This window comes from Pseudomonas sp. GM24 (assembly GCF_000282235.1).
Lineage (GTDB): Bacteria > Pseudomonadota > Gammaproteobacteria > Pseudomonadales > Pseudomonadaceae > Aquipseudomonas.
In genome coordinates this window covers 13,531-33,350 of the sequence record NZ_AKJR01000081.1, presented here as the reverse complement: position 1 = coordinate 33,350, position 19,820 = coordinate 13,531, and the positions used below count along the sequence as shown (strand labels likewise).

General features: G+C 61.5%; 21 protein-coding genes. 3 read left to right on the top strand and 18 right to left on the bottom strand.

What is annotated here, in order from left to right:
• Positions 1-222: hypothetical protein (locus PMI23_RS30010; protein ID WP_238539531.1), on the bottom strand; the 222-nt coding region annotated here is incomplete at its 3' end.
• Here PMI23_RS30010 and hemE point away from each other — a divergent pair.
• The gene (hemE, locus tag PMI23_RS12220) at positions 221-1,288 is read left to right on the top strand and encodes a uroporphyrinogen decarboxylase (RefSeq protein WP_007909440.1); all 1,068 of its coding nucleotides are present in this window, start codon (positions 221-223) and stop codon (positions 1,286-1,288) included. The genes PMI23_RS30010 and hemE overlap by 2 nt on opposite strands.
• Positions 1,289-1,466: 178 nt before the next feature.
• Here hemE and PMI23_RS12215 read toward each other — a convergent pair whose 3' ends face one another.
• A complete protein-coding gene (locus tag PMI23_RS12215; RefSeq protein ID WP_007909443.1) occupies positions 1,467-2,741 on the bottom strand; it encodes an MFS transporter in 1,275 nt (424 codons plus the stop codon).
• A gap of 118 nt (positions 2,742-2,859) precedes the next feature.
• On the opposite strand from PMI23_RS12215, the gene PMI23_RS12210 reads away from it, so the two are divergent.
• Complete coding sequence (locus tag PMI23_RS12210; RefSeq protein WP_007909445.1) at positions 2,860-3,762, top strand: LysR family transcriptional regulator; 903 nt, start codon at positions 2,860-2,862, stop codon at positions 3,760-3,762.
• A gap of 103 nt (positions 3,763-3,865) precedes the next feature.
• Here the strand turns inward: PMI23_RS12210 and PMI23_RS12205 are convergent, their stop codons facing one another.
• Complete coding sequence (locus PMI23_RS12205) at positions 3,866-4,303, bottom strand: hypothetical protein (protein WP_007909447.1); 438 nt, start codon at positions 4,301-4,303, stop codon at positions 3,866-3,868.
• A gap of 216 nt (positions 4,304-4,519) precedes the next feature.
• Between PMI23_RS12205 and PMI23_RS12200 the strand changes: the two genes are divergently transcribed.
• Entirely contained in the window at positions 4,520-4,903 is a 384-nt protein-coding gene (locus tag PMI23_RS12200; protein ID WP_042704943.1) for a type II toxin-antitoxin system PemK/MazF family toxin, read from the top strand.
• A 213-nt stretch (positions 4,904-5,116) separates the two neighbouring features.
• On the opposite strand, the gene PMI23_RS12195 is transcribed toward PMI23_RS12200, so the two are convergent.
• Genes PMI23_RS12195 through PMI23_RS12125 form a run of 15 tightly spaced genes read right to left on the bottom strand, consistent with a single transcriptional unit; the run spans position 5,117 to position 19,787 of the window.
• A complete protein-coding gene (locus tag PMI23_RS12195; protein WP_007909448.1) occupies positions 5,117-5,920 on the bottom strand; it encodes a hypothetical protein in 804 nt (267 codons plus the stop codon).
• 25 nt (positions 5,921-5,945) lie between these two features.
• A complete protein-coding gene (locus PMI23_RS12190) occupies positions 5,946-7,172 on the bottom strand; it encodes a beta-ketoacyl-ACP synthase (protein WP_007909449.1) in 1,227 nt (408 codons plus the stop codon).
• The gene (gene fabG / locus PMI23_RS12185) at positions 7,172-7,900 is read right to left on the bottom strand and encodes a 3-oxoacyl-ACP reductase FabG (RefSeq protein ID WP_007909450.1); all 729 of its coding nucleotides are present in this window, start codon (positions 7,898-7,900) and stop codon (positions 7,172-7,174) included. The genes PMI23_RS12190 and fabG overlap by 1 nt, the downstream gene beginning before the upstream one ends.
• On the bottom strand, positions 7,893-8,357 hold the full coding sequence (locus PMI23_RS12180; protein WP_007909451.1) for a hotdog family protein: 465 nt from the start codon (positions 8,355-8,357) through the stop codon (positions 7,893-7,895). The genes fabG and PMI23_RS12180 overlap by 8 nt, the downstream gene beginning before the upstream one ends.
• A complete protein-coding gene (locus tag PMI23_RS12175; protein ID WP_007909452.1) occupies positions 8,354-9,550 on the bottom strand; it encodes a beta-ketoacyl-[acyl-carrier-protein] synthase family protein in 1,197 nt (398 codons plus the stop codon). The genes PMI23_RS12180 and PMI23_RS12175 overlap by 4 nt, the downstream gene beginning before the upstream one ends.
• Entirely contained in the window at positions 9,547-10,128 is a 582-nt protein-coding gene (locus PMI23_RS12170) for a hypothetical protein (RefSeq protein WP_007949841.1), read from the bottom strand. The genes PMI23_RS12175 and PMI23_RS12170 overlap by 4 nt, the downstream gene beginning before the upstream one ends.
• A complete protein-coding gene (locus tag PMI23_RS12165; RefSeq protein ID WP_007909457.1) occupies positions 10,128-10,853 on the bottom strand; it encodes a class I SAM-dependent methyltransferase in 726 nt (241 codons plus the stop codon). The genes PMI23_RS12170 and PMI23_RS12165 overlap by 1 nt, the downstream gene beginning before the upstream one ends.
• The gene (locus tag PMI23_RS12160; RefSeq protein WP_007909466.1) at positions 10,850-12,097 is read right to left on the bottom strand and encodes an NAD(P)/FAD-dependent oxidoreductase; all 1,248 of its coding nucleotides are present in this window, start codon (positions 12,095-12,097) and stop codon (positions 10,850-10,852) included. The genes PMI23_RS12165 and PMI23_RS12160 overlap by 4 nt, the downstream gene beginning before the upstream one ends.
• Positions 12,084-13,247, bottom strand: a complete 1,164-nt coding sequence (locus PMI23_RS12155; protein ID WP_007909476.1) for a hypothetical protein — start codon at positions 13,245-13,247, stop codon at positions 12,084-12,086. Before PMI23_RS12155 ends, PMI23_RS12160 begins: the two co-directional genes overlap by 14 nt.
• Positions 13,244-15,583, bottom strand: coding sequence for an MMPL family transporter (locus tag PMI23_RS12150; protein WP_007909478.1), 2,340 nt, complete (start codon positions 15,581-15,583; stop codon positions 13,244-13,246). The genes PMI23_RS12155 and PMI23_RS12150 overlap by 4 nt, the downstream gene beginning before the upstream one ends.
• Entirely contained in the window at positions 15,567-16,169 is a 603-nt protein-coding gene (locus tag PMI23_RS12145) for an outer membrane lipoprotein carrier protein LolA (protein WP_007909480.1), read from the bottom strand. Before PMI23_RS12145 ends, PMI23_RS12150 begins: the two co-directional genes overlap by 17 nt.
• Positions 16,166-16,591, bottom strand: coding sequence for an acyl-CoA thioesterase (locus PMI23_RS12140; protein ID WP_007909482.1), 426 nt, complete (start codon positions 16,589-16,591; stop codon positions 16,166-16,168). Before PMI23_RS12140 ends, PMI23_RS12145 begins: the two co-directional genes overlap by 4 nt.
• Complete coding sequence (locus PMI23_RS12135; protein WP_007909484.1) at positions 16,584-18,128, bottom strand: HAL/PAL/TAL family ammonia-lyase; 1,545 nt, start codon at positions 18,126-18,128, stop codon at positions 16,584-16,586. Before PMI23_RS12135 ends, PMI23_RS12140 begins: the two co-directional genes overlap by 8 nt.
• Positions 18,109-19,056, bottom strand: coding sequence for an LpxL/LpxP family acyltransferase (locus PMI23_RS12130; protein ID WP_007909486.1), 948 nt, complete (start codon positions 19,054-19,056; stop codon positions 18,109-18,111). The genes PMI23_RS12135 and PMI23_RS12130 overlap by 20 nt, the downstream gene beginning before the upstream one ends.
• Positions 19,053-19,787 carry a glycosyltransferase family 2 protein gene (locus PMI23_RS12125; RefSeq protein ID WP_007909487.1) on the bottom strand — a complete coding sequence of 245 codons (735 nt, stop codon included), beginning with the start codon at positions 19,785-19,787 and terminating at the stop codon, positions 19,053-19,055. Before PMI23_RS12125 ends, PMI23_RS12130 begins: the two co-directional genes overlap by 4 nt.
• Positions 19,788-19,820: the final 33 nt, after the last annotated feature.

Below are 19,820 nucleotides of genomic sequence, written 5' to 3'. Positions count from 1 at the left end.
CTGTGGGAGCTGGCTTGCCAGCGATAGCATCACCTCGGTCAATCTGACAAAACGAGGTGTCTGCATCGCTCGCAAGCCAGCTCCCACAGTGCTTTGTGTTGCTGCAAAAATCTGCATTCCAACGCAATAAATTGACCCGATAGACAAAAGGCTGACCTGCATCCGTGCCTTTTGCGTCGCGCTCTGAGAAAATGCCCGCACTTTTTTTCCGGATGCCGACATGACTGCCCTGAAGAACGACCGTTTCCTCCGCGCCCTGCTCAAGCAACCCGTTGACGTCACCCCGGTGTGGATGATGCGTCAGGCCGGTCGCTACCTGCCGGAATACCGCGCCAGCCGCGCCCACGCCGGTGATTTCATGAGCCTGTGCATGAATCCGGAATTCGCCTGCGAAGTCACCATGCAACCGCTCGACCGCTATCCACAACTGGACGCGGCGATCCTGTTTTCCGACATCCTCACCATCCCCGATGCCATGGGCCAGGGCCTGTACTTCGAGACCGGTGAAGGTCCGCGCTTCAAAAAAGTCGTCAGCACCCTCGCTGATATCGAAGCGTTGCCGATCCCTGATCCGCACAAAGACCTCGGCTACGTGATGGACGCGGTCAGCACCATCCGTCGCGAACTGAACGGTCGCGTGCCGCTGATCGGTTTCTCCGGCAGCCCGTGGACACTGGCGACCTACATGGTTGAAGGCGGCTCGTCGAAGGACTTCCGCAAGACCAAGGCGATGCTCTACGACAACCCGCAAGCCATGCACCTGCTGCTGGATAAACTGGCGCAGTCGGTGACCTCGTACCTCAACGGCCAGATCATGGCCGGCGCGCAAGCGGTGCAGATCTTCGATACCTGGGGCGGCAACCTATCGGCAGCGGCGTATCAGGAGTTCTCGCTGGCTTACATGAAGAAAATCGTCAGCGGCCTGATTCGCGAAAACGACGGTCGTAAGGTGCCGGTGATCCTTTTCACCAAGAACGGCGGCCTGTGGCTGGAAAGCATTGCCGAGGCGGGCGCCGACGCCTTGGGTCTGGACTGGACCTGCGACATCGGCAACGCCCGCGCCCGCGTTGGCGACAAAGTTGCGCTGCAAGGCAACATGGACCCGACCGTGCTTTACGCCAAACCGGAAGCGATCCGCACTGAAGTCGGGCGCATTCTGGCCAGCTATGGCAAGGGCAGCGGCCACGTGTTCAACCTCGGCCATGGCATCACCCCTGAGGTTGATCCGGAGCATGCGGGTGCGTTCCTGCGTGCGGTGCATGAACTGTCGGCGCAGTATCACGAGTGATCGCCACACAATAAAAAACGCCCGGCTAAATGCCGGGCGTTTTTGTTTCCGCGATCCAACGTCGGACACAGATCAATTGTAGGAGTGAGCCTGCTCGCGATAGCGGTGTGTCAGTCGACCGATGTGTTGGCTGACACACCGCTATCGCGAGCAGGCTCACTCCTACAGGGGTTTTGTGTCAGGCCTTAACACCCTGCAACGGCGGCAACTTCGCCAGTTTCAACGCTACCAGCAGCGCGATCAGCAACAACGAGCCGATAAACAGGCCAATCCCGTTCCACCCGCCGAGATGCCAGAACACCCCGCCCGCCGTCCCGGCAATGCTCGACCCGGCGTAATAACTGAACAGATACAACGACGACGCCTGCCCCTTGGCCTTGGTCGCCCGCCGACCAATCCAGCTGCTCGCCACCGAATGCGCGCCAAAGAAGCCAAAGGTGAAGATCAACATGCCGACAATCACCAGCGGCAGCGGCGTAAACATCGTCAACGCAAGACCCGCAAACATCAGCGCAATGGTCGCCCACAGCACCTTGCGTCGCCCCAGTTTGTCCGCCAGTGAGCCAATCTTCGCCGAGCTGTAGATCCCCGACAGATACACCACCGACAACAATCCAACGAACACCTGATCGAGGTTGTACGGCGCGGCCAGCAAGCGATAACCGATGTAGTTGAACAGCGTGACAAACGCGCCCATCAACACGAACGCTTCAAGAAACAGCAGCGGCAGACCGGCATCGCGAAAGTGCATGGTGAAGCCGTCAAGCAAGCTGCGCGGATGCAGCGAGCGCGAGCGGAAGTTGCGCGATTCGGGAAGGATTTTCCAGAACACCGCTGCGGCAATCATCGCCAGACCGCCGATCACCAGCATCGCCGTGTGCCAGCTGACAAAATCGATCAGCACACCGGTGATCAAGCGCCCGCTCATCCCGCCAATCGCGTTGCCGCCGATGTATAAACCCATCGCCAAGCCAATGTGTTGCGGATGAATTTCTTCACTCAAATACGTCATTGCCACCGCCGCAAGTCCGCTCAGCGACAGCCCGATCAGCGCACGCATGATCAGCACGCCTTGCCAACTCGGCATCATCGCACTGGCCATGGTGCACAGCGCCGCTGCGAACAGCGCAGTCACCATCACCGGTTTGCGCCCGATCCGATCAGAGATCGGCCCGGTGATCAGCAGGCCGATGGCGAGCATGCCGGTGGCCACCGAGAGGATCAGGCTGCTCTGCGCGGCGTTGATTCCGTACTCGTGGGACAACAGCGGCATCATCGGCTGCACGCAATAGAGCAGGGCAAACGTCGCGAAGCCGCCGCTGAACAGCGCCAGCACCGTGCGCATGAACATCGGCGTGCCTTTTTCGATGTAGATCTCTTGCAGCTCGGCGACGACATCGTCGGCCGCAGCAGGCGGGACTTCATGGGCTAGGGGCGCGACAGCAGTTTTCACTTCAGACCTCGGAGGGCACGGCCAGGCAGGCAATGAAAAAATCATATAGCTGGCTAATGTTTCTATCCAATATATTGTTCGACCTGTTTGATAGCTTTAACGACCTAATGGGGTTTCCATGGAATTGCGTCATCTGCGCTACTTCATCGCCGTTGCCGAAGAACTGCATTTCGGCCGCGCCGCACAGGTGCTTGGCATCTCGCAGCCGCCGCTGAGCCAGCAGATTCAGGCGCTGGAGCAAGAGGTTGGCGCGCGGCTGTTCGAGCGCACCAATCGTCGGGTCGAGTTGAGTGAGGCCGGGCGGTTGTTTCTGGAGGAGGCGCGGCTGGTGCTGGCGCAGGTCGATAAGGCGGCGGATGTCGCCCGGCGTGCGCAACTCGGTGAATTGGGCGAGTTGAAGATTGGTTTCACCTCGTCGGCGCCGTTCAACTCGACTATTCCGCAGGCGATCTTTTCCTTTCGCCAGCGTTTCCCGGCGGTGCATCTGAACCTGCGCGAAATGAGTAGCACGCAAGTTGCCGAGGGCCTGGTGGACGAGTCGATCGAGGTCGGCATCATGCGCCCGCTGGGGTTGCCGGATTCGCTCAGCGTGGTGGAGTTGATGCGTGAGCCGCTGGTCGCGGTGCTTGGTTCCAAGCATCCACTGGCGCAGGGCAGTGAAGAAGGGCTGTTCCTCTCGGCGCTGGCGCTGGAGCCGTTCGTGTTCTTTCCGCGCAGCTACGGCAGCGGGCTGTATGCACAATTGCTGAGTCTGGCGCGTGATGCCGGGTTCAGCCCGCACTTCGCCCAAGAGGCGGGCGAGGCGATGACTATTATCGGTCTGGTCGCAGCGGGGCTGGGGGTTTCGGTGCTGCCGGCGTCCTATCAGCGGATGCGCATCGACGGCGTGGTCTACCGACCGTTGCTCGATCCGGAAGCGGTGTCTGCGGTGTGGCTGGTGCAGCGCAAGGATCAGAAGTCACCGATGGCCAAGGCGTTTGTCGAGCTGCTCACACGCAAGGTTGAACCATCAAAGGTGTGATTGCTGCGCAATCAAATCGCGAGCAGGCTCGCTCCCACAGGGAACGCATTCCAAGGTGGGAGCGAGCCTTCTCGCGAAGATGTCAGTCCAAGCCCCCAACCTTTCAGGGCAACCGCACCAAATCCCCCTTCAGTGCTACTCGCGTGACAAATATCCCCGCCCGGCACTCGTACGTATTCAAATCCTTGCGCACATGCTGGTCGTAGTAACTGACGATATTCACTACCGCATTCGCCCCGACCCGCTTGGCATCAGCCTGTAACTTAATCAGATTTGACTGCAACACCCACTCGCAGGAATCGTGGTCACTCTTGTTGAAACCGTTGGTTTTCAGATCACTGACCACCCCACGCCGCAACAACTGCTGCGTGCCCTGCGGCCCATTGCCGAGCAGATAGAACTTCACACTGCCATCCAGCCGCCCGGCGCGAATCGCGTCCGACAGCACGGTTTCGAAGGGCATGTACATCAGGTTGGTGGCGTGGCTGGCGCTGGGCAGTAGCGCGAAAAGCGCAGCGGCGATCAGGGCTTTCACTTGCATGGTCATCTCCTTGACGGTGAAAGAGAACCGCGAGTGCTCGACCGACCGGGCCCGCCGTTCTGACAGGCGTATCGATGGCCTGCATGAGCGAGTGTAGATGCTGTGTGGCGAGTGTTCAGCTTGTGGAGCCGTGTTCACCACATTTGCGGTTACGAACTGTTTTAGCGAGCGTTTGTTTTCTTGCGCAGAATCGATTTCTTTAAGTGAGTGCCATGGATGCCACTTCGATACCAGCCCAAGGAAGGTAGTGTTCTGATCTGCGACTTCAGAGGTTATGAAGTACCTGAGATGGTCAAGGTCAGACCCGTTGTCGTGATACGAAAACACAGAACCAACAGTATGTTGGTGACGGTCGTACCGCTCAGTACCACTGCACCGGATTGTTTACTTGATCACCATTTCGAACTCTCCAGCCATCTTCAAGGCGCCAGCCCGATCTGTTGGGCGAAGTGCGATATGGTGGCCACTGTCAGCCTTTCCCGACTGGACCGGATCAAAAGCAGAGATCGTGAAGGACGGCGCGTCTATTTGATCTCACACCTTGAAACAGAAGAGTTCTGCGCCGTTAAAGCCGCAGTCAGGCGGGCGCTTGGGCTGTAATGGCAACAGAAGTGGCGCAGTGAGGCCAAACGCCAGCCGTTGTCCTGATTGATGATTCGGGCAATACTGCGAGCGTTCCCGCAAGGGGCTTGTGAGACTCTGAGGATCCTGGGCGACCAGCCATCGCAGAGCCGGACAGGTGATCGGCGATGACAAGCCAACCTGTTTGTGAAAGGGCGCCGAATGGCGCCCTTTGTCGTTTCTACAATCCCATCAATCCACGTGCGCCAAGTCCCCGCGCAACGCCACGCTCGACACCACCAGCCCGGCACGGCACTGGAATTTCTCGGTGTCTTTGTACAGATCGCGCTGGTCGACGCTGGCGATGTTGATCACGGCGTTGGCGTCGGCTTTTTTCGCAGCGTTCTGCAGGGTGGCCAGCGCCGATTGCAGCGCCCAGAAGCAGGCGTCTTCGTCGGATTTGTTCGAGCCGTTGGTCTTGCGGCTGCTGCTCACGGTGTCAAGTTTGCGCACTTGCTTGGGCAGGGTTTCGCCGGCCAGGTAGAACTTCACGCTGCCGTCGAGCAGGCCGGCGTCGGTGGCGCGTTTGACGCCTTCGCGGAAGCTCAGGTAGGTCGGCTCGTCGGCGCCCTGTTTAACGATGCCCAGATCGTTGACGAACTCGATGTCGGGGTTGATCGACAGCTCTTTGAGCACGTTGTCGCGCAGGCGGTTGACCCAGCGGTTGTAGTTACCGTGGATCTTGCCGTCCTTGGCGTCGAGGCCGTAGCTGCTGCGGTAGTCGATTTCGAACGAAGTCGGGGTGAACGGGATGTCGACTTCGGCGTGATGGCGACCGCGTACAGTGATTGCCGCTTTGATCATGCCCGGACGTACCGACTGCACGACCCACTGGCGGTCATTGAGCGCGGTGACGATCGCGCGGCTCATCTGTTGCTGGGTGAAGCCGAGATTGGGCGAGAATTCTTCCCTGGCGTTGTAAACCGGTTTACTGGTGCAACCGCCGAGCACAAAAAACAGTGCCAACAGAGCGGCGATGCGGTGAAACTGAGTCATTCCCTTCACTCCAAAGGTGTTGCGGTCAGTGCCAGCGGCGGAAAATCAACGAGGTGTTGACGCCACCAAAAGCGAAATTGTTGTTCATCACGTAGTCGTGATGCATCTGGCGGAATTCACCGCGCAGGTAATCGAGCTTGCCGCAGTGCGGATCGACCTCGTCGAGGTTGAACGTGTGCACGTACAGATCGCGGTTCATCATCTCGATGCTGAACCATGACTCCAGCGCACCGCAGGCGCCGAGGGTGTGGCCGAGGAAGCTCTTCTGCGAACTGATCGGCATGTGTTCACCGAACAAACTGCTGGTCGCCAGTGTTTCGGCAATGTCGCCCTGTTCTGTAGCGGTGCCGTGGCCATTTACATAACCGATGGCATCCGGCGCGAGTCCGGCGTCTTCCAGCGCCAGTTCCATGGCGCGGCGCATGGTTACTTGCTCCGGGCGCGTGGTGTGCTGGCCGTCGGCGTTGCTGCCGAAACCGACAATCTCGGCGTGGATGTGCGCACCGCGCGCCAAAGCATGTTCCAGCTCTTCAAGCACCAGCATGCCGCCACCTTCACCGATTACCAAGCCATCGCGGCCCTTGTCGTACGGGCGTGGGCTGGTTTGCGGCGCATCGTTTTTCAGGCTGGTGGCGTAGAGTGCGTCGAAGACCATGGCTTCGGTCGGGCACAGCTCTTCGGCGCCGCCGGCGAGCATCAGCGGCAGGCGGCCGAACTTGATTGCTTCGTAGGCGTAACCGATGCCCTGACTGCCGCTGGTGCAGGCGCTGGACGTCGGGATCAAACGCCCGGTGAGGCCAAAGAAGATGCTGATGTTGGCGGCGGTGGTGTGCGGCATCATCCGCACATAGGAGTTGGCGTTGAGGCCTTCGGCCACCGAGTTGAGCAGCATGTTGCCGAACGCTTTGATCTCGTCGGTGCTGCCAGTGGACGAACCACAAGCCACGCCCATGCGCCCATCCTTGATCGATTCGTCACCGAGCAAACCGGCGTCAGCCAAGGCGTTTTCCGCCGCACGAACCGCCAGCCGCGACACCCGGCCCATGCTGCGCAATTGCTTGCGGGTCCAGTGCGCAGGTACTTCGAAGTCATCGATCGGCCCGGCCAGGCGCGTGTTGAGTTCGCTGAAGCGATCCCACTCGTCCATGCGGCGAATTCCGCTGCGGTTGGCCGCGAAGTTGCCGGCGATGGTCTCCCAGTCGCTGCCCAGCGAGGTGATGCCGGCCATGCCGGTGACGACGACGCGCTTCATCAGCACAAGCCTCCGTTGACCGCCAGCACCTGGCGGGTGATGTACGAGGCTTCCGCCGACATCAGGAAATTCACTGCACTGGCGACCTCTTCCGGGGTACCCATGCGTTGCGCGGGGATCATCTTCATCAATTCTTCCACCGGCACGTTTTCATCCAGCATCGCCGTGTCGATCAGGCCCGGTGCGACGCAGTTAACCGTGATTTTGCGCTTGCCCAGCTCGATCGCCAACGCTTTTGCCGCGCCGATCACGCCAGCCTTGGAGGCGCTGTAGTTGACCTGGCCACGGTTGCCGATCAGCCCCGACACTGAGGTGATGCAGACAATGCGCCCGGCGGCGCGGCGGCGGATCATCGGCATCATCACCGGGTGCAGAACGTTGTAGAAACCGTCGAGGTTAGTGCGCAGGACTACGTCCCAATCGTCATCGCTCAGCGCTGGAAACGCGCCGTCGCGGGTCAGCCCGGCGTTCAACACCACGCCGTAATAGGCGCCGTGAGTTTCCACGTCAGCTTCAAGGATCGCCTTGCAGGTTTCCCGGTCGGCAACGTCGAATTGCAGAATCCGCGCCTTGCGCCCCAGCGCTTCGATTTGCGCCTGAACACCTTGCGCCTCAGTCACGCCGCTGCGGCAATGCAGGACGATATCGTGCCCGGCCTGCGCCAGACGCAAGGCAATGGCCCGGCCGATGCCACGGCTGGAGCCGGTGACCAGTACGGATTCAGTCATCGTTCGACTCCTGTGTCTGTTGCAGATATTGATTGACCTGAGGCGGACGGAACACATTCAGGCGCGCGCTGGCATGAATGCCATCGCCATTGATATGGCATTCGAAGACACCCATGCCGTTGTCGTCTTCCAGCGAGCGCAGACCATGAATGGTCAGATCGGTGCCGGCGGGAAACGCTTCGACGTTGCACTCGAACTTGCGTGTGCCTAGCAGAAAGCCCAGCTCCACCGGATTGCCTTTCTGCTTTGCGTGGCAACCGGCAAAAGCGGCGACGCTTTGCGCCATCAGCTCGATGCCGACCCAGGCTGGCAGGCTGCCGTCGGGCAGATTGAACAAGCCATCGGGCTTGACCGTGAGGCGGGTGAAAATCTGCTCATCGTCAAAGCTTGAGATGCTGTCGATCAGAATCATGTCACCCGCATGGGGCAGCAGTTCGGCGAGCGGCCAGGCCGTCATGGGGCGTCTCCGATAATCAGGCTGACGTTATTGCCGCCGAAGGCAAACGAGTTGCTCATCAGGTAGCGGGGTGCAATGGACGTCAGGCGCTCGCTCGCGGTCACCCACTGCAGCGACGGCAGCGCGGGATCAGCCTGAGCGTCCCAGACGTGTGGCGGCAAGGCGTGAGCGGGGTTGTCGGCGCTCAGGCTTAGCCAGCAAAACGCCGCTTCCAGCGCACCGGCCGCGCCGAGGGTATGGCCGGTCATCGGTTTGGTCGAGGAGCAGGCGACGCCCTCCGGGAACAGCGTCGCAACCGCCAGACTTTCCATCGCGTCGTTGTGTTGGGTGGCGGTGCCGTGCAGGTTCAGGTAGCTGATCTGCGCTGCTTGCAGATGAGCGCGGCTCAAGGCTTTCTGCATTGCTTGCAGGGCACCGCGCCCGGTCGGCTCGGGGGCGGAAATGTGATGGGCGTCGGAACTGGCACCGGCGCCGAGCAAGGCAATGGCCGGGCCTTCGCCCTGTTGTTTGCTCATGACGAACAGCACAGCTGCTTCGCCGATATTGATGCCGCTGCGGTTGGCCGAGAACGGATTGCAGCGCTCGTCGGATATCGCTTCGAGTGACGAGAAACCGTTGAGGGTCAGTTTGCACAGGCTGTCGACGCCGCCACACAGCACCGCGTCGCACAGGCCCAGATCGAGCAGACGCTGAGCGCTCATCAATGCGCGGGCGCTGGAGGTGCACGCCGTGGAAATCACATAGGCCGGGCCGCTCAGTTGCAGCCAGTCGGCGAGGAAATTGGCCGGGGCGCCGAGCTCCTGTTGGCGGTAGTCGTATTCCGCCGGGAAACGCTGCTCGCGGATGTAGTGCGCCAAACCACGGCTGGCCTCGTCGATGCCCGAAGTGCTGGTGCCGAGGACCACGCCGATGCGCTCGCGGCCATAAGTCTGGATCGCCTGGTCGATCTCATTGCGAATCTGCAATGCCGCTTCCAGCAACAGCTGGTTATTGCGGCTGCGCTGATCGGCGAGTTCTGCCGGGATCGGCGCCAGTTCACCCTGGACGGCAGCGACCGGCAACTCACGCTCCGCCACCCAGCCGGACTCGCGGCGCATGCCTGAGCAGTCGCCGGCGAACAGGTTGCGCGCGACGGCATGTTTGTCGCGGCCCAGTGCGCAAATCACGCCGAGGGCATTCAGGTAAGCGGTCATGGTGTCGGTTCACCCAGCGGAGAAACGCGGTAGTGCGGGCCTTGGGGCAGGTTCAATTCGAAGCTCAACGGTTGTGAATAACGGATATCCCAGCGCGCCGGCAGAGCGCGTTGCTGTCCCTGTTGTTGCGCGGCGGGGTAATTTCGCAGCAGTTCGCCGGACGGGGTCAGGGCGAATAACAGCGCAGCAAACAATTCGCGGGCTTCCGGGTTCGGCGGCAACAGCCCATCGGCCTGCCAGTGGCCGTCGATCAGTTGCTGACGCGCTTGCGGAATACCCAGCGGATCCATCATCGACCAGCGGATGCCCGGGCCTTCGCGCTGGATCACCAGCAGCCAGTCCTGGCGTTGTTCGGCTTGATTGCGTTCAATGTGCAATTGCAGCGGCAGCGGCAATGTCGGGTTGCTCGCAGGCAGCGGGGCCTGGCTGGCGCAGGCACTCAGGAGGACAAATACCACCAACATTAGCCACACCACAAACCTTGTGGGAGCTGGCTTGCCAGCGATGGCGCTGGCACATCGAGCATTTTTGTTGACTGACACACCGCTATCCCAGGGTGTGCGTCGATAGCTGTGCATCAGAAAGTACCTTGCAGCGGCTTGCGCGCTACCACGTTGACCAGCGTTTCCTCACGCTGCCCAAACGGTTTCGGTTTGCGTAAGCCAAACCGTTCCAGCAAGCCAAAATCCTTCGACCGGCTCCACCACAGATACGGGTACGAGACATTCTTCTCGGCAAACTCGAAACCCTGCCCGCGAATCATCTGCAGATACTGCGCCGCACTCTTTTGCACGTGCATCGGATGGCGGAACAACCAGCGGATCACCCAAGTATCAATGTAAGCCTCGGTGGACTCGGCGAACAGCAGATAGCCACCCGGTTTCAGCACCCGGTAAAACTCGGCCAAAGCCTTTTCCTGCTCGACCAGATGATGAAAGGTCTGGTGGCAGAACAGCAGATCAACGCTGGCGTCCGGCACATTGAGCGTCGCGCAGTCACTGCCGATCAGCTCTACGTGCAGATCCAGGCGCGCCGCTTCTTCGCCACTCAACTCAAGGCTGTGCGGGTCGGCATCAACGCCGATCAAGCGCTGCGGCGCAAAGGTCTGGCGCAGATGGCCGAAGGACTTGCCCTGACCGCAACCGGCATCCAGCAACACAGGATGTTCCGGCAGCGCTTCACTGAACAGCCCGCGCAAGTCATTGATCGCGACACGCAACACGTGGTGCTGCCAGGTGTGGCTGCGCAGGAACCAGAAACCAAAGCGGGTTTCCTCGACGTAGCTGTCGCTTAAGTAGTTCATGTGGCGTCCTTTGCACAAAGTTCGGAAATCATCTTCAAGCGACGGCGCGCTTCGCTGACGAACGGGTTGCGCTCATCCCAGGCGTAGCCGGCGAGGATCGAGCAAATCATCCGACGGATTTCCGCCTGACTGTCTTCATAAAAAATCACGTCTTGAAACGTGCCGGCATACCAGCCCTCGACGTAGCAGCGGAAGGTGTCGACGCCGCGCTTGAGCGGCTCGGCGAATTCGCTTTGCCAGTCGACCGTTTCACCTTGTAACTGACGGTGCAGCACGGCGGCGGCCATGCTCGCCGAGCGCATGGCGATGGTCACGCCGGAGGAGAACACCGGGTCGAGAAATTCTGCCGCGTTGCCGAGCAGGGCGAAGCCCGCCCCGTGCAGGGTTTTCACATTGGCGGCGTAACCGCCGAGGGTGCGCGCCGGGGTGTCCCACACAGCCTTGTCGAGTACGCCGGCAAGGCTTGGGGTTTCGGCGATGAAGCTGCGCAGGCAGGCATCCAGATCGCTGTCGCGGCCCTTGAAGTGCTCTTGCGCCGCGACCACACCCACCGAGCAGCGTCCGTTGCTGAACGGGATCGTCCAGAACCAGACATCGCGATGTTCCGGATGCGTGGTGACGAGGATTTTCTCGCGGTCGAATGCCGGGTTGTCGATGTGATCTTCAACGTGGGTGAACACCGCCTGACGCACCGGGAAATTAGACGGTGCTTCCAGGTCCAGCAGACGTGACAGCACGCGGCCGTAACCACTGGCATCGAGGACGAAATCCGCTTCGAGGCGGTATTCACTGCTGTCTTCGCGGCGCACATGCAGTTGCGGTTTCGCCCGTTCGAAATCGACGCTGACGATGGCATCGCCGTAGCGGATTTCCGCGCCTTGCAGCGCCGCTTGATCGGCCAGCAGTTTGTCGAAATCGGCGCGTTGCACCTGAAACGTGGTCGGTTTGCCGCCGGTAAAGGTGTCACCGAAATCGAAGGCGCTGTAACGCTCGCCCCAGGCGAATGCGGCGCCGGTCTTGCGCTGGAATCCGGCGGCGTTGACGGCGTCGAGCATGCCCGCCTCTTCGACGAAATCCAGGCAATGGCTGAGCAGGCTTTCGCCGATCGAAAAGCGCGGAAAATGCTGGCGCTCGATCACCAGTACATCGTGGCCCTTGCGCTTGAGCAGCGCAGCGGCGATGGCGCCGGACGGGCCGGCACCGATGATCACGACCTGACGGGATTCCATTTCAACGATTGGCACGTGAACTCCGGGGCAGGTGGGATTTGATATCCAGCGGCGCGCGATGCAGGCCGATAAGGGCCGGTAGCAGCGTCGCGATCAGGCCCATCAGCATCAGCGCGAAGTACAGCGCCGGGGTGATGAGTTGTTGTTGCAAGAGCAAATTGAGAAAGACGATTTCGCTCAGGCCGCGAATGTTCAGCAGCACGCTTTCGCGCCAACGGCTGGCGCCTTCGAACGAAGCGCCGGCCCAGCCGAGGCCGAGCCAGTTGCCAAGCAGTTTACTGGCAATCGGCAACAGCAGCAGCGCCGCCCATTGCAGCGGACCAAGGCTGGCGAGGGCACTGTGCACGTCGATCTGGACGATGCCGAACGTCAGAATCAGCGGGATCGCCAGCCACGTCTGCAAACGGTTCATCCAGCGCGCCGGCAACGGCAGCACCAGCGGCACTTTCAGCGCGGCCATGCACAGCAAATAGCCAATGCCGAAGATCAGCGCGTTGAGTTTGTAATGCTCGGCCATCACCAGCAACGCGAAGAAACCGAGGCTGTAGGTCAGTGGTCGGCGTACGCCGATGACGCGCAACAACAACGGCACACAGGCAAGGCCCAGCGGCAACAACAGACTGCTCAGGTGCAGACTGCCTTGGGCGAGCCCGAACAATGTCCAGCAGGTCAGATCAATGAGGATCGCGGTCTGCACCAATCGGCGAGTGGCGGCCGGCGGATATTCGATGTGGCGCAGATACAGGTACAGCACCGGGATCGCGGTAATCGCGAACACCAGACCGATGGCCAGCGAGTTGAGCCACGGTTGCGTCGGCAGCAGCCAATACGCAGCGGCAAGACCACAGGCGAACGGCACGAGGAAACTCGGCACGGCGATTTTCACGCTCTGCCGATCCAGTTTCAGATCGATCACATCACTGAGAATGTGTCCGAGCAGCAGGGCAAAACTCAGGCTGTAGAGGTTTTTCAGCCAGTCTGGCGCGATCAGTTCGGCGCCACTGAGCTGCCAGCCCGGTTCGATCCAGAAGTACATCAGCAGCGGCAAGCCGAAGCTCGCCAGCAGCAACTGGCTGACAATCGGGATCAGGCCGAAATGGCGGCCAATACGAGTGGCCACGGCGAACAGCGCCATGGCCAGCAGCCAGAAAACGACGACCATCATGCCGCTGGCTCCGCGACGGCTGCCGTGTGTTCGTGGCGCCCGGCCCACGGTGCCAGCATGAAGCTGAACGCCAGACCGAGGCTCACCGACAGACCGAAGTTGCTCACCGCCGGCGTGCTGGAAACCGCCAGCAAACCAAACGACAGCCACGTCGTCACAGCCGCCAGCAAGGTGCCGAGCAAACTCACCGCCGCACCACCGACTTGCTCGCGCATAAGAATCGCGTAGTCGACGCTGATGGCCGTCACCAGCAACAGGCCGAACAGGCTGAACAGGGTCAGCGGCTGACCGAGCCAGCCAAGGCTGGCCAGACTGCATAAAGCGGCGAGCAACGGCAGAGCGACGATGCGCAGCGCGCCGCCGAGACCGAACGGCAGCATCAGCACCAGCACGATCAGCGCGCAGGAGGCGAGTTTCAGTTCGGCAGCGCTGATTTGCGTCGCGGCAAAAACTTCGTTCAATTCCCCGAGGCGATCGACCAACACCACCCCTGGCAAATCGAGTGCCTGTACCCGCAGCAGCGCCGGGTTATTCAAGCCTTGCAGGCTGGTCATCGCCGCTACGCCGTCTTCCGTCGGACCGAGCCAGAGCGTGCGATAAGGCTCGCCGAGCGGGCCGGCCAATGCCGCGTCGATGTCCTCGGCAGGCACGGTCTGCAATTGCTGTAGTTCGGTTTGCAACGCGGCGAGCGGCACGCCGAGGTCGAGCAGTGGCTGCCAGTATTGCGGCAGTTTGTTCAGCGCCTGGCGCACTTGCTCTTGCTGGTTCGGCGGGCTCACCAGTTGATCGAGGGCCAGATAGCCTTGCAGCTTGTCGAGGTTGACCAGTTGCTCCAGACGTTCGCTCAACGCGGCCTGACGTTCGAGCAATTGCTGCTGATTGTCGGCGCGCACGAGGAAAAACTGGCTGGTCGGCTGATAGCCGGTGATGCGCGCGATGGTCTGCGCTTCGTCGGTCAGGCGTTGCGGCGCGCCGACCCACTGGCGAATGTCATTCTTGCTTTGCAACTGCACCAGACCGCCCACACAGAAGGCGAGCAGCAATGCCAGCAACACCGGCGTGCGTACGCGTTCGAGGAGTTTTTCGCGCAGCGCAACCATGCGCTCGGCCAGATGCAGCGGCCATTGCGCGGGGCGCAGTTCGACGTTTTTCAGCAACGCCGGCAACAGGCACACCGCCGACAGATAGGCACCGAGCAAGCCGGCGGCGGAGAACACCGCGATTTGCGTCAGCGCCGGGAACGGCGTCCACGCCAGCGCGAGATAGCCGATGGCGCTGGTGATCAGGCTCAGGGTCAGCCCGGACAGCGTCAGGCGCAACGCCGGCCAACTGCGCCACGGCTTCAGGCTCCAGCTCTTCGACAGATAGTGCAGCGGATAATCCACGGCCACGCCGATCAGGCTGGAGCCGAGCACCAATGTCATCACATGCATATGGCCGAACAGCGCGACACAAGCCACCGCCCCGAACAACATGCCGACCAGCACCGGCACGAACGCCAGCAGCACGCGCCAGCGACGGAAAGCGAGCAACAGCAGCAACAGAATACCGATCGTGGCACCGCCGCCGACCCAGGTCATTTCGCGAGTGGCTTGCTGCTGACCGTTGGCCGCGTACAGCAAACCGCTGGCGGCCAGCAGTTGCACGTCGGATTTCGCCGCCTGTTCACGGCTATGTTGCAGCAGCGCGGCTACTTGCAGCGGCAGGTTCATGTCGAACGCGTTGCCGGTGGTGCGTGCCCGCAGCAGCACCCAGCTCTTGCCGTCGGCATCGGCGATCAGCGCGCCGCTGCCGATGTCCAGTTGCACTGCACCGTGCTGCGGCTGGCTGTTCTGAATGCGCCCGGTCAGGCCAAGCCAGTCATCCTGACTCGGCACCAGACTGAAACCGCTGAACGGGTCGAACAGGGCTTGTACGCGTTGCTGAATGAAGGCGTCGGGGTGTTCGATCAGCAATTGCCGGTCATCCGCCGAGAGCATCGCCAGTCGCCCTTGCAGCAGTTGTGTGCGCAGCGCTGGCAGGTCTGCTTGCAGGTTCCACTGCACCTTTTCGAACAACCCGCTGGCCTGCCATTGCTCGCCCAACGTCTGCGCCATAGTCACGGCTTGTTGACGATCGGCATGGCCGACCAGCACCAGCATTTCTCGGTTTAGCGGTTCCTGCATGCGCTGCTCGGCGCGCTGTTCGAGGGCGTCGGGGTGGGTGCCGGGCACCAGCTCCATCAGATTGGCCGACAGCGGCGCGCCGTCGCGCCATTGCCAACCGGCCAGCGCGACAACGGCCAGCAGCAGGATCAGAAACAGCCAGGGCAGCCTGCGTTCACTCGGCAAAGTCATGTTGCTCCGCGTCGCTCAACGGTTGGCTGGCGTTGCTGTCCTGCATGCGCAGCACGGTGCTGTCGCCTTGGGTTTCCAGCAATTCGATGGTCTGCACCAGCGATCCGCCGTCGATGTTGATCTGGTTGAACACCTGCTTGAGCAGCAGCGAGCGCGGGGTCAGCGTGAGTTTCCACTGCTGTGCATCGCCGCTCAGCGCCAGTTCGAAGTCGCGTTGCAGGCCACTGCTGTCGCCTTGCAGCACGGCGAGAAACAAGCGGTTCTGCTCGGCACCGGCGCTCTTGTTCGGCAGCAACTGCCAGCCATTGCCGTCACGCCGGGCGATGCCTTTGGCGCTGATGCGGTAGTCCTGCTGCAGCGGGGTTTTCAGCAACCAGAGCAGGCCGTGGTTTTTTGCCAGAACGAAGCTGCCCTTGCTGATCAGCGGCTGGGGCAGGGCGCGCAGGTGTTTTTCCTGAATGAACTGGCCGTGGATCACGTCCGGCTTCGCCAGTTGTTCGCTCAGTTTTTGCAGGTCGAAAGCATTGGCCAGCGCTGACAGCGTCAGCAGCGCCAATACGCTCAGGCTTTTAACCCAAACATTCATCGCAGCATCCTTTCTACGGCGTCGGTGAAGACCTTCGGTGAGGCCAGCTGCATCTCGCGACTGCTGACTTCGACGGCGACTTGCACCGAGCTGGCGCGGGTCAGGCGTTCGCCGCTGTGCAGGTCAGTGATCAGATAATTGATCTTCAGACGGTTTTCCCACTCAACCAGGCTGGCGCGTACATTCAGGCGCTGACCAAACACTGCGCCGCGCACATAGCGCAGTTGCAGGTCGATGATTGGCCAGGCGTAACCCGACTCGACCATCTGCGTGTAGTTGTGGCCGATCTTGTCCAGCAGCGCGCAACGCGCCACTTCGAGGTATTTGACGTAATGGCCATGCCAAACCACGTGCATGGTGTCGACGTCGAAAAACGGCACGAGGATTTCAGTATCGGCGTGAAGCACTCCGGCGCTACGCATGCAGCCTCCAGTGTTGCGCGGCAATGCGTTGCAGGCACAGGCGCAATTCGCCTTCCAGTGCGCGGTCTTCGATGACTGGCGGGAAGTCCTTGGCCAGTTCCTCGTGCATCGCCGCCAGCGACGGCGGCAACGGTCGCGCGTCTTCGGCCTGAGCGCGCAGCCACACGCCTTGATTGGCGGCGAGCAGGGTGGCGGCGGCGACCTGTTCGGTCAGCTCCAGCACGCGGATCGCATCGCGGGCGGCGATGGTGCCCATGCTCACTTTGTCCTGGTTGTGGCACTCGGTGGAGCGCGAGAAGACGCTGGCGGGCATGGTATTTTTCAGCGCTTCGGCGGTCCAGGCGCTGGTGCCGATCTGCACGGCTTTGAAGCCATGGTTGATCATCGCGCGATCCGCCGGGGCGCCGGAGAGGTTGCTCGGCAGACCGTGGTTGTAGCGCTCGTCGACCAGCAAGGCGAGTTGCCGGTCCAGCAGGTCAGCAACGTTGGCCACGAGGTTTTTCAGGCTGTCCATGGCGAACGCGATATGCCCGCCGTAGAAGTGCCCACCGTGCAACACGCGCTCGGCTTCGGCGTCGATGATCGGGTTATCGTTGGCGCTGTTCAGTTCTGTTTCGATGAACGAACGCAGCCAGTTCAGGCTGTCGGCCAACACCCCGAGCACATGCGGGGCGCAGCGCAGCGAATAGCGATCCTGCAATCGATGCAGCGGCGCAGTCGGCGCGTCGATCGCCAGATCCCTGCGCAGCCATGCGGCGACCTGCATTTGCCCCGGATGCGGTTTGGCGGCGAACAGGCGCTCGTCAAAGTGCTCCGGGTTGCCTTGCAGCGCGACCACGTTGAGCGCGGTGATGCGCGTGGCCAGTTGCAGCAGATAGTCGGCGCGGGCGAAAGCGAGGCAGGCAAGACCGGTCATCACCGCAGTGCCGTTCATCAGTGCCAGTGCTTCTTTCGGGCGCAGCACCAAAGGTGTCCAGCCCAGTTCGCGATGCACATCGGCCGCCTGACGGCGCTCGCCACGGAACATCACTTCACGCTCGCCGGACAGTGTTGCGGCAACGTAGGACAGCGGCGTCAGATCGCCGCTGGCGCCGACCGAACCTTCTTCGGGAATCAGTGGGAGGATGTCGTATTCGAGAAACGCGTGCAGACGCTCCAGCAGTTCCACACGCACCCCGGAGACGCCGTGACACAGCGACTGCAACCGTGCCGCGAGCACCGCGCGTGTGGCTTGGGCATCGAGCAGTTTGCCTAAACCGCAGCCGTGGAAGGTGTAGAGGTGACGCGGCAACGCTTCGACGTGATGCAACGGCACCGCGACCACGCAGGAGTCGCCGTAACCGGTGGTGACGCCGTAGATCACGCCTTCCTTGTCCAGCAGCGAATCGAGGAACCGCGCGCCCTTGGCGATGCGTTCGCGATAGTCGGCGTCGCTCTGCAACTGCACGGGTGCCTGACGGTTGGCCAAGGCCAGCACGTCTTCGATGCGCAAAGGGCGTTCGCCGAAGGTTACCGGCTCATGGGTTGGCGTGGTCATCGGTCTTCCAGAAAGGGTAAAAGTTGAACCATTGTTGCGGCGCTTCGAGGCAATAGTGACTCAGGCGCTGCGCATAGCGGGTGGCCCACTGATGAATGACCTGCTCGCGCTCGCTGCGCTTCCATACCACGGCGTCGGCGAAGGGCTCGAGGGTCAGGCGATAGTGACCGTCCGGTTGCTTGAGGCACATCAGCAGGTTGACCGGGCATTTCAGCAGACCGGCGAGCAGCCACGGCCCTTGCGGGAACGGCGCCGGATGGCCGAGAAAGTCCACGATGACGCTGCGCCCGCCATGCAGCGGCACGCGGTCGCCGGCAATCGCCAGCCACTCGCCGCGCTCCAGCCGTTCGTGCAGTTGCAGCATGATTACCGGGTCGAGTTCGCTGACCTGAATCAGGCGCAGATTGGTCGCCCCGGCTTCACCGAGCAGGCGGTTGAATTGCTCGGCGTGCTTGGTGTGTACCAGCACGTTCATGGTGACCTTTTCGCCGATCTCCGCCAGTGCGCGGCACACTTCCAGATTGCCCAGGTGCGCGCCGACCAGCAGTTGCCCGCGACTGCCGCGCAACTGATTGCGCAGTAGCGCCGGGTCGATGATTTCGATTTGTTCGATACGCAGTTTGCCGTTCCATACGTCGAGCTTGTCGAGCATCGAATCGGCGAACGCCATGAACTGACCGAACACCCGCCAATGAGTAGGGCGCAACGCGTCGCGCTGACTCCATGCGGCCAGGCGCCGCTGGTATTGCCAGGCGCTGTGTCGCGCGGTGCGGCCAAACAGGAAAAAGTACAGGACGATGCCGTACAGCAACGGGCTGAGCAGGCGTCGCCCCAAGACCTTGGCGGCGAACGCGGTGAATTTCATCAGCAGGAAGCTGCCGCGCTCTTCGCGGTCAGCCCAGTGCTTTTTGTCGGCTTCGCCGGTCATGTTCGCCACCGCCGCCAGAGGATCACCGGGAAGCGCAGCAACATGCCGAGAAACAGCCGTGTGTGCATGCTGGAAATCAGCGCGTTGTCGTGGAACAAGCGGAAGTGCGACACACCGTCCAGCGGGTAGTGCACGCTGGTTTGCAGCCAGCGCATCGGCTGATTGCGCCACGACAGGCGCACGAGAATGTCTGAGTCGAAATCCATGCGCTTACCGACTTTTGCCGAGTCGATCACCGCCAGCGTCGGGGCCAGCGGATAGACGCGAAAACCGCACATCGAATCGCGGATCTGCAGCGACAGCGTGTTGATCCAGACCATGACGTGGGTCAGATAGCGCGCATACAAACGGCCTTTCGGCACACTCTCGTCGAACAGCGGATAACCGCAGATCATCGCCTCGGGATGTGCGCGGGACTCGTCGACGAAACGGGCAACATCGTGCAAGTCGTGCTGACCGTCGGCATCGACCTGCAGCGCATGGCTGAAACCCAATAGCGAGGCTTCGCGCAAACCGGTCATGACCGCGCCACCCTTGCCCTGATTGGCGGTCAGGCGCACCAGGTGCACGTTGTCGCGTTCCGCCAAACCGTCGAGCACCTTGGCACAGGACTGGGTGCTGGCGTCATCCACCAGAATGCACGGCAAGCCTTGCGCGAGCAGGGCGTCGACCACGGTGCCGATCGCGGTTTCGTGGTTATAAACCGGGATCACTGCACAAGGATTATGCATGCCGGTGATTCCTGTGGGAGCGAGCCTGCTCGC